This window comes from Saccharicrinis aurantiacus (assembly GCF_947489045.1).
In the GTDB taxonomy this organism is placed as follows: Bacteria; Bacteroidota; Bacteroidia; order Bacteroidales; family Marinilabiliaceae; genus Saccharicrinis; species Saccharicrinis aurantiacus.
In genome coordinates this window covers 16565-32113 of record NZ_CANLCN010000025.1, presented here as the reverse complement: position 1 = coordinate 32113, position 15549 = coordinate 16565, and the positions used below count along the sequence as shown (strand labels likewise).

General features: G+C 35.5%; 13 protein-coding genes. 4 read left to right on the top strand and 9 right to left on the bottom strand.

The window, feature by feature from the left end; translation table 11 throughout:
• Positions 1-36: 36 nt before the first annotated feature.
• On the bottom strand, positions 37-1116 hold the full coding sequence (locus QMO11_RS19745) for a bestrophin family protein (protein WP_282039508.1): 1080 nt from the start codon (positions 1114-1116) through the stop codon (positions 37-39).
• A gap of 793 nt (positions 1117-1909) precedes the next feature.
• On the opposite strand from QMO11_RS19745, the gene QMO11_RS19740 reads away from it, so the two are divergent.
• Complete coding sequence (locus QMO11_RS19740; protein WP_282039506.1) at positions 1910-2569, top strand: PQLLE family protein; 660 nt, start codon at positions 1910-1912, stop codon at positions 2567-2569.
• Between the two features lie 127 nt (positions 2570-2696).
• On the opposite strand, the gene QMO11_RS19735 is transcribed toward QMO11_RS19740, so the two are convergent.
• From QMO11_RS19735 to QMO11_RS19710, 6 genes are all read right to left on the bottom strand, one after another.
• Positions 2697-3542, bottom strand: coding sequence for a helix-turn-helix domain-containing protein (locus tag QMO11_RS19735; RefSeq protein WP_068472004.1), 846 nt, complete (start codon positions 3540-3542; stop codon positions 2697-2699).
• Between the two features lie 5 nt (positions 3543-3547).
• Positions 3548-4300, bottom strand: coding sequence for a peroxiredoxin-like family protein (locus QMO11_RS19730; protein WP_222844115.1), 753 nt, complete (start codon positions 4298-4300; stop codon positions 3548-3550).
• A 431-nt stretch (positions 4301-4731) separates the two neighbouring features.
• Positions 4732-5067, bottom strand: a complete 336-nt coding sequence (locus QMO11_RS19725; protein ID WP_068472002.1) for a DsrE family protein — start codon at positions 5065-5067, stop codon at positions 4732-4734.
• Positions 5060-5482, bottom strand: coding sequence for a DoxX family protein (locus QMO11_RS19720; RefSeq protein WP_282039503.1), 423 nt, complete (start codon positions 5480-5482; stop codon positions 5060-5062). Before QMO11_RS19720 ends, QMO11_RS19725 begins: the two co-directional genes overlap by 8 nt.
• A gap of 9 nt (positions 5483-5491) precedes the next feature.
• Positions 5492-6055: a carboxymuconolactone decarboxylase family protein gene (locus QMO11_RS19715; RefSeq protein ID WP_282039502.1), complete on the bottom strand. Its 564-nt coding sequence runs from the start codon at positions 6053-6055 to the stop codon at positions 5492-5494.
• Between the two features lie 442 nt (positions 6056-6497).
• A complete protein-coding gene (locus QMO11_RS19710) occupies positions 6498-8519 on the bottom strand; it encodes a glycoside hydrolase family 127 protein (RefSeq protein ID WP_282039500.1) in 2022 nt (673 codons plus the stop codon).
• A gap of 197 nt (positions 8520-8716) precedes the next feature.
• Between QMO11_RS19710 and QMO11_RS19705 the strand changes: the two genes are divergently transcribed.
• The 3 genes from QMO11_RS19705 (at position 8717) to QMO11_RS19695 (ending at position 12830) form a co-directional block, all read left to right on the top strand.
• On the top strand, positions 8717-10327 hold the full coding sequence (locus tag QMO11_RS19705) for a hypothetical protein (RefSeq protein WP_282039499.1): 1611 nt from the start codon (positions 8717-8719) through the stop codon (positions 10325-10327).
• Between the two features lie 82 nt (positions 10328-10409).
• On the top strand, positions 10410-11657 hold the full coding sequence (locus QMO11_RS19700) for a T9SS type B sorting domain-containing protein (RefSeq protein ID WP_282039497.1): 1248 nt from the start codon (positions 10410-10412) through the stop codon (positions 11655-11657).
• Positions 11658-12059: 402 nt separating this feature from the next.
• On the top strand, positions 12060-12830 hold the full coding sequence (locus QMO11_RS19695) for a TIGR00266 family protein (RefSeq protein WP_068471992.1): 771 nt from the start codon (positions 12060-12062) through the stop codon (positions 12828-12830).
• Between the two features lie 62 nt (positions 12831-12892).
• On the opposite strand, the gene QMO11_RS19690 is transcribed toward QMO11_RS19695, so the two are convergent.
• Both QMO11_RS19690 and QMO11_RS19685 read right to left on the bottom strand, forming a co-directional pair.
• Positions 12893-13351, bottom strand: a complete 459-nt coding sequence (locus QMO11_RS19690; RefSeq protein ID WP_282039494.1) for a DUF6438 domain-containing protein — start codon at positions 13349-13351, stop codon at positions 12893-12895.
• A 50-nt stretch (positions 13352-13401) separates the two neighbouring features.
• Positions 13402-15216 (bottom strand): T9SS type A sorting domain-containing protein, encoded by a 1815-nt coding sequence (locus tag QMO11_RS19685; RefSeq protein ID WP_282039493.1) that lies wholly within the window; start codon positions 15214-15216, stop codon positions 13402-13404.
• Between the last annotated feature and the right edge of the window lie 333 nt (positions 15217-15549).

The window sequence follows — 15549 nt, the reverse complement described above, 5'->3', positions numbered from 1 at the left end:
CTACTATAAACTTAGCGCAATTTACCTTAAAGTATCTTACATCTGTGTATTTGAATATTCAGGATGTGCTTTCGGAATTTCATTTTTATCATCCCCTATCATTTCGCGTATATCAATCTCAATTGCTCGGGATATCGTTGTAATTGGTATGTCGTTACTCATTCCTTCAAACGGATTTTCAGAAACATCGCCTACTCTTTCCATTAACATGAAAATCCACGAAATAACGATACTAAAGGGAATGGTTAACCACACAAAGTTTTTAGCAAAGAACAGGTGCAATACATTAACATTTTCGTGTTCGAGTAATGCATGGCCAATCTTATCGAATTCATGCATGAGCCCTAATGGCAATAGAAATATAAAAATCCAAACAAAAAACAGATTCAGTGTGGCAAACTGTCGGGGGTAAGGAAAATTTTTAATCCGCTCTGCTTGCCCCTGCAAAGTAAGTAGCTCGCCAATGATGTTTTTAAACTCCACATGCCTAAAATTATCGATATACCCGTTCAGTTTTAATTGTTTAAAATGACTGGACTGGAGGTTAAGACAAGCAGTTTGTTTATTGGTTGTACTTAATATTTGGTCTCTTTCTTCATCAGATAAATAACCGGCTAACTCCTCCTTTAAGGTATGCTCATACTCCCTTACTTTAATGGCTTTCATATGCTCCTTATCCGATAGGTTACTTACCGTTGTTTCCCAGTTTTTCTTAACCCTAAGGGCATGCCTGAGGGCTGTCATCCAGGCCACATGGCGCATAATAATCGTTTTTTTAATCTCGAAAAACTCCTCATCTGTTTTGGCTTCCTTGGCATATTCATTGGTAATAAAATCATTAACCATTGTGGCCAATAATCGAGATGTATTTACAATTCCTCCGTATATTTTTCTGGCTTCCCAAAGCCTTCCGTAGGAGGCATTATTTTTAAACCCACTGATAAATGCGAGGGCCATACCAACCAATCCGATAGGAAGCCATGGCAGATGTAGCCATTTCCAATCTACTACTTCGTATAATATTACAGGTACAAGTGATAAGAGTACAAAGAAAAAGAGATACCTCCTTGTCCATCGCACTACAGTGCTGATGGGGTAAATTGCTTTTGTATACATAGTATGAGTTTATTAATTAACTAGCTATTAAATTTTAATGACTGAAGTAGAAACACTGACTGCAAGCGCGCCATTTTATCCATTTCTCTTAAAATTAAGGCATTCTAAACACAATTAGAAATAGAAATTGTTTAAAGTTGAATTGAAATAGGATACTTACTATTGATAATGATTATCAAATGGCCAGAAAATATAATACTCTAAATATGGCCTCTTACCCTCTTATTTAGAACCACAAAAAATAAGCTTTCAATACATCTACACATCATAAAAAAAACTATCTTCATTATCGTTTTTAAAAAAACAGCACCAAAAATAACGTTAAAGAGAGAAAAACATTACATGAGAAAGTTAAGAAGTTAAGAGAGGATAAAGAAATAGCCAAACTTTAGTAAAACCCAGTGTTTATAGGCCGACCGCCGATGCAAACTAAGCACCATCCGGTGTGAATTAAGCAAGATCTAATGCATTTTACAGGCCAACCCATATAAACTACGCACCATCTAATACAAACTAAAGTAAATCTAATACTCGCTGCGCAGCATCCAATGCAAATTACGCGTAATACATGTGCAATTGTGCGTTAGCAAGGGTATAGAAGTGGCAATCTAGTGCAAAGGAGCAATAAACGGATGTAAATTAACAGACATCTGGCTATCAGCAATCTCAACAGAATGTTAGGAGAAATAATTTCATTGGAATTATAAAAGTGTAGACATAGAGTAACGTTAAGGCAATTAAGAATAAGGTCTCGCTAATGAGGCATTAAATATTAACCTTAAAATTAACTATTATGGTAATTACAGAACAAGCTCTAGAATTAAAGAAACTTGAGAAAGACAGAGTAGCATTAGAAAATACGAATAACAACCCTGCAATTGCGGCCGCCATGGCTAAGTTTGGTTACACCGATGTGGTGATGGATGAAGGCAGAGCCTTATACACAAAAACACGCAACACTTATGATGCCAACACTATTGAAGAAGAGGAAACAACAGAAGCTTACAACAAATTTACAAACGATTTTAAGGCTTTAAATGATAGGTATAACCAGCACCGCTCACTGGCAAAAATTGTTTTTAAAAATGATGGCGTAAACTTTGTGAAGCTAGCCTTGCAAGGTATGAAATCGAAGGCCTATGTATATAAAATGGAAACCATTCGTACCTTTTATAGAGTAGCTCTTTCGGATACTAACATACAAACAAAGTTAGCTCGTTTTATGATTACTCCTGAGAGTTTGCAGGAATCGCTTTCACTACTAGAATTAACAGAAACCAATAGAGCAGAATATTTAAACGAGAAAGGTGAATCGCAAGAAGCCACTCGTTTAAAGGACATTGCGTTGCAAGAACTAGATCATTGGATGAGCGATTTTTATCAAGTGGCACGCATAGCCCTTGCGGATCAACCTCAATTGCTCGAAGTACTAGGTATTAAAGTGAAGCGCTAAAAAAATAACGAAAAACTGAATTTAGAATAGGTGACACAAATTTGTGAGTGACTATTCTTATGCAAAGTTCGGCTTATGGGTTCAGCGAAGCGGAGACGCTTCGCTGTTTTTTTTGTTTTAAAGTATTTTAATTCGAATTCTGATTACGGAATTCACTGGGAGTAATACCAGTATGTTTTGTAAACAGACGGGTAAAATATTGTGGGTCGTTAAAACCAATATCATAAGCAATATCACTCACACTAAGTGCTGTACTTTTTAAAAGTATTTGTGCTTTTTCAATACGTTTGGTATTAATATAGTTTTGTGGACTATCGTTATACACCTTCTTAAACTCTCTTTTGAACGAGGATAAACTCAGGTTACTCATTTTAGCCAATTCATCTGCTGAAAAATTGGAGAACAAATGCGTATCTATCACCTTTCTGAGTTGCGCAGTTTTTGGGGCATACAAATCGGAAATCAAATCAACAATAGAATCAATATTCTTGGTTTGAATTAGCAATAATATCAATTCCTTTACCTTAAGTTCGAGTATATCTTCACTAACAAGATCTGGATTCTCAAAATAAAACTCGAGGGACTCAATAAAACGTGCTATAATATTTTCAGAAGCAACTACTTTGCTTTGCTTTGCCGTTTTACTTTTTTCAATAATGGCAGGTAGCTCATCGCCATAAATGGCTTTTAGTTGTTCCGGTACCAAATGAATGGCCAATACATCAACCGTATCGCTATCAACACTATTTAGCAAATCGAAATAGTAGGTACCGCAACGTAACAACACCGCTTCTTTCGATTTTATGGGCATGTCTTTTAATGTTGAAGACTGCATTTTAAAACCAGCCTCCTTAAAATAAAGGAAGCAACCTTCATTCTCAAAAATACCTTCTTTTCGGAATGGGGCTGTTACGGTAACCCGCGAAATAAGCTCACGACCTTTGTATTCAAAATTCGACTGGTTCAGAATCATCTTGCTTATTTTATAGCTTCAATGGCTTTTATAATCTCACTTGGCTCAGCACGTTTGGTATAATCGGCATCAATAAAAGCATAACTAATTACACCATCTTTATTAATCACATAGGTGGCTGCAAGCGGCAATTCGTCGGAATTATTCCCATTGTAAGATTTAAGATCGAACTTGGCATCGTAAATTTTAGCCACATCCGGAGCCAGTTTAAATACCAATCCGTATTCTCGGGCCACCTTATTATCCAAATCACTTAGTATGCTAAATTCGAGTTCGTTTTTCTCGGCCGTGCTCATTGAATTATCCGGTAATTCAGGCGTTAGTGCCAATAAGTTAGCACCTGCTTTTTTAAATTCATCCAAATTATCCTGAAGCGCGTGAAGCGTGAGGTTGCAATAGGGGCACCATCCACCGCGATACCACGTTAATATAACCGGAGTTTCTTTAAGCATATCATATAGTGCAAGCTCTTTGCCCATCTGATCCTTTAAGGTGAAATTAGGTGCCTTGTCTCCCACCTTTAAAACCCGCTCATAAATACCCGAAGCAATTACCGATTCAACGCCATTGGCATAAATATCTTTTACCTCTTTACTAAAATTTTGCTGCGCCCATTGCGCTCGTTCATCCAATTGCTCTCCGAGTGATTTCATTTGAGTTGCGTTTTTAGGGCTCTGTTTATCTTGAGCCGAAATACTATTTGCTGTTATTGTTAGTAGTACTAAAACAAATAATTTGATGCGTGTATTCAATTTCATATTCTTTTTGTTGAATTGTGTTAGTTTATACCAAAACCATCATCAAATGATTAATATAAATTACTTCTATTAAGTTTTAACTTCTTCATAAAATATCAATGTAGCTATGGCTATACATCTATTTTATGCATCGTAAAAACCCAATATAATTCAATTTATTTATCAATCTTTTAATAATGCATTTGGTATTAAAATGCGAACATCTCAAATGATAGTTTTGTTCTTAACTATTCAGTCGTAAGACAATAGTATAAAGACATAAGACCAAATAATTTAGGTAAAAGTGAATTTCTAATTATCTCTAGAAATCTATTCGAATTGGGTTATCAGTGGAAAATTAGTTAGGTCAAACTGCACATAGTGCTATATGCTTATAAATCCTAATACTTACGTCTTAATACTTTATACTAAATAGTTATTCTTGTACACTTTTACAGTGTAAGTACTTTCTCGTCGTTTTTTAGATATTGGGTTAAAGGTTCGCCCATGTATAAAACATCTACGCCGAGTGCCTTTATTTTTTCAGCCACACCAAATTGCTCAGCACAGGCCTGACAAGCCTCTACATGAACGCCTGCTTTCATCATGTCTAATACTTCCTGCTGCACTTCGCTATTTTCTCCGACCAACTGTGCCGATGCACCCCAAATAATAACATTAACTTCTTTCCACCAAGCATTAATAATGGCATTAGAAGCATACATTACAATCATTTTACTAATTGTGTCGCGGTTTGTGGTCGTCCACAAAATGTTTAATTTATCCATTGTCCTTAGTTTTATTATACAAATACATATTTGTAACAGTTAAACAAATATATGCTATTCCCATTAAGGGTGGCTTATATTCCATTGGCAGAATCTCAGCCGGCACATCAGGATGCAGGTGTGTATAAATGGCAACCACCATAGTAGCAATTACAGCAATATTGGCTAGCCAGAAGGTAATTTTCTGAGTCTGCTTTTTTAGCATATTGCCTTTGATTGCAAGAAACAAAAGAAGAACTCCTATTCCAACTTCGCCAAACTTAACGGCATATTGCGTAAACTCAGGAAATGGAAAACCTATTATTACAAGATGCTGATAAATGAAGGATTTAAAAGGGTTGACGAACTTTGCCAACCCTGGAACTAACATAATAAACCCTAAAATACCTGTTAATATCTTAACTGATTTTGACATGGATTCTAATTAATGAGTTGCTACTGATTTTTCCCACTTGAACTTCACAAAGCCATTATCGACAGGCGTTTCTGCCAAATGATTTACGTAATTACTAATCACCTTTTGCGATAAGCCCAGGATGATATCAAGCAAGTGTTTATTCTCATAGCCTACACTGAAAAACTTTTCGCGTGTTGCATCTGTAAGTCTGCCTCTCTGACGGACAATCTCTAGTGTTGTTTCTCTTAATACTTCTAGTTTCTCGCTTGGAAGAACTGTTTCGTTTCGTAAGGCATCTGTAATGGTATCATCAACCTTCATCATTTTTGCAATACCGGTATGTGCTGGCACACAATAATGGCACTCGTGCTCCACATTAATCGTTTGCCATACTACGGTTAACTCATCAGCATTAAACGATGCGTTTACAAACCACTCGTGCAATTGTTTATAGGCTTCTAATAAACCCGGTGACTCGGCTAAAACACCATGTAAATTTGGTACCATCCCGAAGGCTTTTAACGATTGCTCTAAAGATTCTTTGCTCGCTTCAGGAGCTGTTTCGATTGTGTGAATTTTTAAATTTTTCATGCTATAAGCTTTAAGAAGCGTGTGCTTCATTATTTGTATTTATTTCTATGTTACAAATGTAGGGGCTTATGAGCAGGCGCATGCGGACAATAAGTTCAGCCTAATGGACAATTGGCTCAAGGTGCGATTTTGCGAAAATTTATAATGTGTTGGGCTTTATATAGTATTGATTAATTTAGGATGGTATGAGGTGAGAAGGGCTCGGCTTAACGATAGGAGCGGCATCCTTTTTGGCCTTTTTCGGGACAAAAAGATACAGCGTATAGCGTGACCCGCAGGGGAAGCCCCTTGTTAAATTATGAATTAAAAATTATTAATGGGATTTACAGATTCTAATTAGGTGTATATATATTACTAGTAATTTATTTGCAAAGCTACAGACATAAAAAAACCCGAAGATACGTAGTACCTCCGGGCTCCTTAATAAATATTAGTGATAGGGTTATTTCCAGATTATTGGCATAAATACAGTCATTTCTGCGCGTCCACGGTTACTCCACGAGTAAACAGGTACCAATTGTGATTTTACTACTTCGAACTCAGGTTTTGAAACCATTTTATACATATCAGCATCGTTGTTGTTTTTACGTACTAATACTTCGGTTTCAATTGAAGTTACACCACTTAATAAGTCTTTTTTGTATACTGGCTTAAAGTCTTTATCGCTACTTAGGTAGATGTCCATGATTTTGGCATCTTTTGGTAAGTCAGGCGACTCAACACAATAAACAATTGGTCCACGTTTAATGGCCACTTGGTTACGAGCTTCCTCAATTAAAGTGTTACCCTCAACATATCTTACGTCCATTGGCATATCAACAGTAAGCACATCGCCTTTTTTCCATGCGCGGTTAATAGTGGCAAATTTACCTGCCTCAACAGCTACTCCAGCATCTTTTCCGTTAACCAATACTTTGGTTCCTTCTGCCCAGTTTGGGATACGCACCATTACATCGAAAGCCGCTTTTTTAGCTTTATTAATGGTAATATCTACACGACCTTCCCAAGGATATTTGGTTACTTGCTCAAGCTCTAATTTAGAACCATCTAATAAAGTTGTGTTCAATTTGTTTCCGCCATAAAGATTCACTGCAATACCGTTGGCTGGCTTGCTATAAGCCCATCCTGAAAGTTTACATACCGTACGAACCAAGTTTGGAGGACAACAGAAACAATCCAAGTAAGGCTGACGTTCAGGGAACTCAGTTACCATTTTATCATAGTCAATTGTTCCGTTAATCATACGCAATGGGTTGGCGTAATAATAGTCTTTACCCTCAAGGCTAATACCTGATAAACCAGAATTATAAACCACAAGTTCCATAATATCGGCATACTTCGATTCTCCTTTGATATCTAACATACGCTTAGAGAACATTGAGTTACAAATATTCGCACAAGTTTCGTTATAAGCATGTGTGTTAGGCATTGTGTAGGCATCTAAGAATCCCTCTTCGATCAACTGACGGTTTGAAGATGCTCCGTAGTGTGTTTGACCTAAAGCACCAGTTACATACATCTTCTGTTGAGTAACGTTATACCATAGTCTATCTAAAGCATCAATTAAAGCTTTTTCGCCAGTTTCGGCATATACATCGGCAGCACCTGCGTAGTAATATAAAGCTAATACAGCGTGTCCTACAGCCTCATCTTCTTCGCGAAGAGGAGTAGTCTCTTGTACCATATCACCAATTGGGTAGCCCTGAGTTTCTGGTGTTTCTTCTACTTTATATTGTCCGCGATTATTGATGAACTTTTCTGCTAACTTTAAATACTTCGCATCGCCAACTGTACGGTATAATTCAACACAACCCATAATTTGAGTTTGGTTAAATCCGAAGCGACCGAAATGTTTGTCTTCTGGCATGAATAAAGTGTACAATAAATCGGCATGACGAACGGCTAAATCTAAAAAGTTCTTTTGCCCAGTAATACGGTAATGGATACAAGCACTTGTTAAAAGGTGACCTGTGTTATACATCTCGTGGTACTTACGATTCTCGTAACGATTTACTTTATCGTTTAACTGAATTTGGGTTTGTAGGTAACCATCTTCAAGCATGGCTTGCTCAATGATAGAAATCCAACCATCTAATTTTTTTAAGATTTCGGCATCCTTAGTTTGCGCATACATATACATGTAGGCTTCCATAAATTTATAGAAATCGCCATCGTGCCAACGCATACCTTTATGCTTTCCTTCTTTTAAACCAGCAGCAATTTTAAAGTTGTTAAGCGCATGGCCCGTATCGCCAGTTAAAAGACTCTCCATGTATGGAAGCATGCTATTTTTTGCTACATCAAATTTCTCGGCCCAAAAACCATCAGTCCAAACACAGTCGCCCATGTCAACACTTTTTAGTTTTACATACGGACTCTCTGAGTTATTAATAATTCCGTGCTCTTGTGCAGAGGCAAGCTGCAAAGCAAAAACACAACATAGTAATAAAGCTAACTTTTTCATTGTATTTATAGTTTTAAAATATGATTGATGTGAATGTTAATCTTTGTAATAATACTTCTGCAATTTTAGAGCTTATTAACGAAATAAAACAATAACGAGGCCTGACAAAAACAGGACAACACCTACTTTTAGCGGTATTTTAACAGGACATATAAAATATTTGTTTTACTTTTGAAAATCATTAAGAATCTAATAATATGACACTTAAAGAATACAGAAGTATATTAACACTAGTAATAGCAACTATATTCTCTCAACTAACATCAGGACAAGTCTCTTTAAATTCAAGAAACCCTGAGGAAGTATCCAAAGAGAACAGTCCACAGCTTCAAGCATTAGAAAAAGCGTTTACACTTGCGGATAACCAAGGTAATGATTCTTTAAAGGTTTCAGCCTTATTAAACCTAAGTGAGTATAACCAAACTACGCAGAACTACAGCTCTGCTTTTGAGTATGCAGGCGAAGCACTATACCTGGCCGAAGAGCTTAAGGACTCTGTATTATTAGCTGGCGCTTGCCAAATTTTTGGTGTGCTCAACTACATGCTATATCAAAAGAACGATGCCAACTTTTATTTGCAACGTGCTTTAGAATTACATAAAGAATTGGTGCCTAAGCATAAGTTAAACGTGCATAGGTTAGTATCGGCCTACTTTAGCGTTACCCTCTCTCACAGGCATTTTAAGGAATACGACAAGGCCTTGGTGTATTTAGATAGTTGTTACTTTATTTCGGATACCATTAATACTAACCCAGTAAATATGGGGTATTTAGATGTGGAAAAAGGCATACTCCTCAGTAGTTTAAATAAACCCAAAGAGGCCTTGAAACCGCTTAATAGTGCGAAAAAAGTGTTTGAGGAAATTAAGCCAACGGATAAAAAAATATCAGACAAGGAGTATTTGGTAATCATTTACACGTATTTAGGTATCGTACAGAAACAACTAGAGAACTATTCTGCATCCATCAATTATTTTGAGCGAGCGCTTCAATTATTAGAAACAAAGAAAAAACATATTGACTTAAGTCCTTTTATACATGAACAATATGCCCTATTACTTTATCAAATAAAACAATATCAAAAGGCATATACCCATTTGCAATTATCCAAAAATATGAATGAGCGTTACTTTAGCACAAAGGCGATTTCTAACAATGACTTTATTACCATTCGCAGCAGGTATATGGAAGATATCAACCAAAAGAATGATGAGATTATAAAGCAGAATTTAGAATTGGCCAAAAACCGTCAATCCATCATCATGTTCAGAGCTATATTGTATTCTGTATTTTTATTGCTAATAATAGGAGGATTAATTGTTAGGAATAGATATCAGGCTAAAAAACACAAAAAAGAAAAACAACTTAACTTACAGAAGCAAAAGGAATCAGAAAAACTACTTGAATTAAAAAATAAGGAATTAACCGCATCTACATTACAGTTAATTGAGAAGGAGGAAATGATGATTACTGTGCGTGAGTATCTGAAATCTCAAAAAGACAATCGCGAATCAAAAGTGCTATTAAATGCATTGAAGCATAATGAAAATAGTTTGTGGGATGATTTTAATACGCGTTTTATTGCTGTGAATAAAGATTTTTACGACAAGCTACAAGAACAGTTTCCAAAGCTAAGTCATGGTGATTTAAAGATATGCGCCCTCATCAAATTAAACTTCTCAGGAAAAGAAATGGCTCATCTATTGGGTATTTCAACCGATAGTGTGCATAAAGCACGGCATCGCTTGCGTAAAAAAATGGATTTAGATAGAAGTATCAATCTAACCAGTTACATCTCGTCAATTTAATACGAAATACAATTATTATAAATGCATTCCGTTTAAATAAATATCTTTAACAATTATATTTATAAGCTTGAAATAAAGAACAATGAAATTATATACTCTTCTTGCTATATTATTATTCTCTAACGCACTTCTTTCTGCGCAAATGCAAGCCACAGGAAACAATAGCGAAACAGAAACAAAATACACAACACACCCTACGCAAGATCCCGTTTTTTTATACTCCAATCTTAGTACAGGAGGCATATCGGTAAGCCCTATTAATCCGCCAGCAGTGCCCACCTATGTTTGGTATACGAATACAAATGGTGTTTGGAAAGAGGAATACTCTAATAATAGCCCTGTTTATAATCAGGATATAGAAGAAGGCGGCTATAAAGTAGAAATCCTTGAGGGTGGTGAAACTGGTACAATAACTGAAACACACCATTGCTGGGTATTTGTTCCTGTAATTGAATCAGTAGATATTGATTCCACTTCTACAAGTTGTGAGTATGTGCGGATGAAAACTGATATTGTTTCAAAAAATCTAACTTATTACGACATTACTACGTCAGCGGCTATCAACCTCGAATATGAATACACCTACAATTGGACCATAACTCCCAACGATGATTTTGAGAATGTTGATGAGCCCAACCCTGCACTACCTGCTCCGGTTGAAAAAACATCTTATGCATTAAACCTTGAAGCATTCAATTTCTATACGCTTAACAGTAATACTATAGAAATTGAAGAGATTGCTGTGAAGGCAGAATACAAAGCGACAGTTTCTGAAAGAGATTATGAAAATGAGATAAGTAGTTCAGATAGTTACTCCGCTCCTGTTTTAGTAAATTTCGAAGATATCTCAAAAGGCAGTATTGATGATAGAGAGTGGGTATACTATAATACGCAAATTGAGGGCCCTGAAGGCGAAATTGGAGCCGATTATGACATTCTTAAACCCAATTACGTTTTCTCAGAAGCTGGAACCTATAATGCAAGGCTAAGCATTCTAAACAGAACAACAGGCTGCACAGATACACACAGTGGAACAGAAATAAAAGTAATTGAAATGTCAATTGAGGTACCCAATGCTTTTACTCCTAATGATGATGGTACACATGATATTTTCTTGGTACAATACAAATCCATTGAAAAATTTAGAATGGTTATCTTGAATAGATGGGGACGCAAAGTGTATGAAACCAATAATCCGGGTGAAGGATGGAATGGAAAAATTAAAGGGCGAAAAGCATCAGAAGGCGTTTACTTTTATTACATCACTGCAGAAGGCTTTAATAAAGATGAAAAGAAGAAACTAGAAGGCGCTATTCACTTGATAAGATAATTACCTCTACATTATCAATGAAGCTTAATACTTTGTTTTAATTATAAATTCTTTCTTCCATTATAGTGTCATAATTATGCCAAGGTCTACTCTTATTACTTTATCTAAAAACAGAAGAAATTATTAGGCATAAAAAAAGGGGAGGTAACCACTCCTCCCCTATACTTAACCAAACCTAACTAAACACTTTTACATAGAATGTAAAAGCAACACATTTCTTTAACCTAATCTATAAAAAGAATTCATATACAAGATAATACATAAATTTTCCGATGGCAAGCCTATTCAGAAAAAAAATAAAAATTTATAACTTAATTTGTATAATAGTAAGGCTACTTACGTTATATACTAAGGAGTGTAGCGCTATTAAAATTCTTGAAAAAACTTTTAAAGTTCACAATAATGAAATCGCACGAAATTGATTACAAAATTAAAGGACATGATATTCAGTTTGTAGAAATTGAATTAGATCCTAATGAAACTGTTATTGCTGAAGCTGGAGCAATGATGTATATGAAAGAAGGCATCCAGTTTGAAACCAAGATGGGCGATGGTTCAGCACCAGACCAGGGGATGATGGGAAAATTATTTTCTGCCGTATCCCGAACCATAACTGGTGAATCGATATTTATTACTCACTTTACACATCGTGGTATCGGTAAAAGCCATGTTGCTTTTGCTGCACCTTACCCAGGAACAATAATACCGGTGAATTTGGCAAATATGAATCGGAAAATTATTGTGCAGCGCGATGCTTTTTTATGTGCTGCATTAGGTACCAAAATTAGTATGCACTTTAACCGTAAGTTGACTGCAGGTTTCTTTGGTGGTGAAGGTTTTATATTGCAAAAACTTGAGGGTGATGGAATGGCATTTATACATGCAGGTGGCACTATAGTGGAACACGAACTTAAAGGTGATACCTTAAGAGTTGATACTGGTTGCGTAGTGGGTTTTCAGGATGGAATTGACTTTGATATAGAACGCGCTGGGGGCTTAAAATCGATGGTATTTGGTGGCGAAGGATTATTTTTAGCCACTCTAAGAGGACATGGTAAGGTTTGGCTACAATCAATGCCAATTCGTAAATTAATAGCTCAAATAGCACCTACTGGCGGAAATAGAGGAAAAGAAAGTAGTGGTGGTTTATTAAACACACTCCTGGAAAGTTAATATTCAAATAGAATATAAATAAAAAGCTCCAATATGAACACTTACATATTGGAGCTTTTTAATTATTCCATTTTTTGCCAATTACCTTCGGCTACAATATCTTCAAGTAGCTTTTCAAGAACTTTTAATTCTTCGGGTGCACCATGATAATCTCGAATTCTTTTACATACACCTTTTGAGGTGTATGTGATATACGTAGTAGGCAAATCAGTTATCATTGCTGTATATTCATCTTCAAAATCAAAGAACTTCGCTTTTTCAAAAGCTTTGATTAGAAGGTCTACCCTTTCTGATCCAATATTCTTTGAGTGATTCCCAAGCTGTTCCATATTCTTTCGTCCGTTTAAAACGGCTTTTCCATCAGGATACAACTCAAGACTGTATGAAGGGTTAATACTTCTTCCTGGCGACTTAGATAACTTAATTACTACCTCATTACTTTTAACTGCAGTTTGTTTTGTAGTTTGACAAGCTGATATCAGAACAGCCAATAGTGCTAATAAATATATTAAGTGTTTCATTGATTAAAATTTATTATTCATTGGTCAGATGGTAATTTCATCTGCAGATTTTAATGATGTGAGATAATAACCTTTTTGATGCTTACCAATTGACTGTTTTCAAAAACTGACAAAAAGTACATTCCGTTGCTTAAATCTGAAACATTAATACTATTATCCATAAGACTACTACGAAGCACTTCAACGCCTGTCATACTTGTAAGACTAACAACTACATCTGTTGTTTTTGTGCCGTATACATTCAATAAATTATTAACAGGATTTGGCGCAATCTTTATCTCCGAATTCTCATTGTATTTTACCGAACTTCGTAAATCATTATTAATTACCAGAGAATAATTAAATGGATCAATTGTTTCTACACCCTCATCAATACGAATCACCAATGGAAAGAATCCTTGCCATGAATCGTAATCATTTACAATCACTTCATTATATTCATCAGCATAAACCACCTCTATTCGTTGAGGATCGACTCCATAATGTATCTTAACCAATACCAATTGCATATTATCGAGACTACTTGAAGACTTCAGTTTTACCTTGAAAGATTCTGATGATACTAAACCAAAGTAATCAGCACTTAAACGCATTAACTGGTCGTTACCATCTTCCTTACTTAGCCATCTTATTTCTTGTCCTGAAAAATTAAGAAATTCTTCACCACTTTCGTATGCCTTTGAATTAAATGTATATCCAAAATGTTTTGCATAAAATGCTAAATAAGAAAAATAAGTACCCGCTCTGCTATAATTATAAGGTGAAAAATCGGCATTACTTTTTAATACTGCATTTGCCACATGAAATTTTACAAACACATCTCTCAATGTGGAAGAATAATTCGTTGAAAGTTCTTTATCAATAGCATCTAAAGTAAAATTATCTATACTTGTATTATAGATATCCTTCACAATATCGTTACCGAATTGTTCCGTTAAGTATTGAATAAAAATCCATGTACCATACCAATGATTATCATATGTATCATCATCAGGGTTCTCACCATTACTAAAATTTAGGGCAACATCAGTTTTAAAGAAAACCTCAGGCAACCATCCTAAATTATCATCTATACCGGGATAAATCAAGTTCTCTGCCCACGTTGCGCATGCTTCAAAAAACCACGAATCCATTGAGGCCGCAATACCAAACTGAATAGAATGCATATATTCATGTGCTGCTGTTGACCTGAGTGCAATATCTTGTCGGTTACTATCACCAGCACTGCTATAATTACAACGCATTACCATATGACTGCCGAATGAGCTCTGTTCAATTACAATAGAATTTGGATTATCCCCAACATATGTACTACTACTTGCACTAACATACCCATAAACACCTTCCCCGGTTAATTCGCTACTTATATATATATGATATGTACCTGTACCATCCTCTACATTATAGTTAGGAGGCACTGTATAATCAAGTTCTGCATGATACTTACTGTATACATCTTCAGTAAATATAGAAGCCATGTTATCTACATAATCTGGTACTCCATTATTATCCTCATCTGTGGGGTCTACATTTTCTTCATCTATACTACTATCTGTACAGTAGTGAAAAGTAAATATCCCCGCTTCATATAATTGCTCAGTCCCTTCTTTAAAAGAAGGACCCTCACCATATACTGAGAAAACCTCTTGTGCCTTTGGTGACAATTTATCCCAATTTAAAACGACTTCTTTAAGCAATGGTGTTAACCAAAGGTTATTCTTCTGTTGTGTACTTTTTAACTGTGCACTGTTTTTATTTTTTTCATACCGCTCTATCAGGCGGTTTGATAATTCAACATCCTGGGCAGAGGCGTAGTTGAAAAGAATACTTGCTACAAGTAGCAAAATGGTAAGTGTTGACTTCATATGTTAGAATTATTTAATATTTAGGTTAATGCATAAATCATTCTAGTATACTTAAAATAATGATTTATGGATACAATTATATAAAGGAAAATCTAAATAATGTATTAATTATCACAATTATAATAGCAAAACAGGCTAAATTGTTTAGCATGGATTCTGAATTATAAGATCGATATGAGCATTAAAAGTTAGATAAAACAGGGCTTGACTCAACAAATCATAACGCCCTTATGGGAAGAATTTAATTGTACAATAGGTTTTCTAATCAAAATGATTGCTCTATGATATGCAATTACCTTATTTACACAAATACCCCACATCAAGTTTTGATGT

Bases quoted from the DNA above. Each gene is read 5' to 3' on its own strand.
- QMO11_RS19745 (WP_282039508.1), bottom strand. From the start codon at position 1,116: ATGTATACAAAAGCAATTTACCCCATCAGCACTGTAGTGCGATGGACA.
- QMO11_RS19740 (WP_282039506.1), top strand. From the start codon at position 1,910: ATGGTAATTACAGAACAAGCTCTAGAATTAAAGAAACTTGAGAAAGAC.
- QMO11_RS19735 (WP_068472004.1), bottom strand. From the start codon at position 3,542: ATGATTCTGAACCAGTCGAATTTTGAATACAAAGGTCGTGAGCTTATT.
- QMO11_RS19730 (WP_222844115.1), bottom strand. From the start codon at position 4,300: ATGAAATTGAATACACGCATCAAATTATTTGTTTTAGTACTACTAACA.
- QMO11_RS19725 (WP_068472002.1), bottom strand. From the start codon at position 5,067: ATGGATAAATTAAACATTTTGTGGACGACCACAAACCGCGACACAATT.
- QMO11_RS19720 (WP_282039503.1), bottom strand. From the start codon at position 5,482: ATGTCAAAATCAGTTAAGATATTAACAGGTATTTTAGGGTTTATTATG.
- QMO11_RS19715 (WP_282039502.1), bottom strand. From the start codon at position 6,055: ATGAAAAATTTAAAAATTCACACAATCGAAACAGCTCCTGAAGCGAGC.
- QMO11_RS19710 (WP_282039500.1), bottom strand. From the start codon at position 8,519: ATGAAAAAGTTAGCTTTATTACTATGTTGTGTTTTTGCTTTGCAGCTT.
- QMO11_RS19705 (WP_282039499.1), top strand. From the start codon at position 8,717: ATGACACTTAAAGAATACAGAAGTATATTAACACTAGTAATAGCAACT.
- QMO11_RS19700 (WP_282039497.1), top strand. From the start codon at position 10,410: ATGAAATTATATACTCTTCTTGCTATATTATTATTCTCTAACGCACTT.
- QMO11_RS19695 (WP_068471992.1), top strand. From the start codon at position 12,060: ATGAAATCGCACGAAATTGATTACAAAATTAAAGGACATGATATTCAG.
- QMO11_RS19690 (WP_282039494.1), bottom strand. From the start codon at position 13,351: ATGAAACACTTAATATATTTATTAGCACTATTGGCTGTTCTGATATCA.
- QMO11_RS19685 (WP_282039493.1), bottom strand. From the start codon at position 15,216: ATGAAGTCAACACTTACCATTTTGCTACTTGTAGCAAGTATTCTTTTC.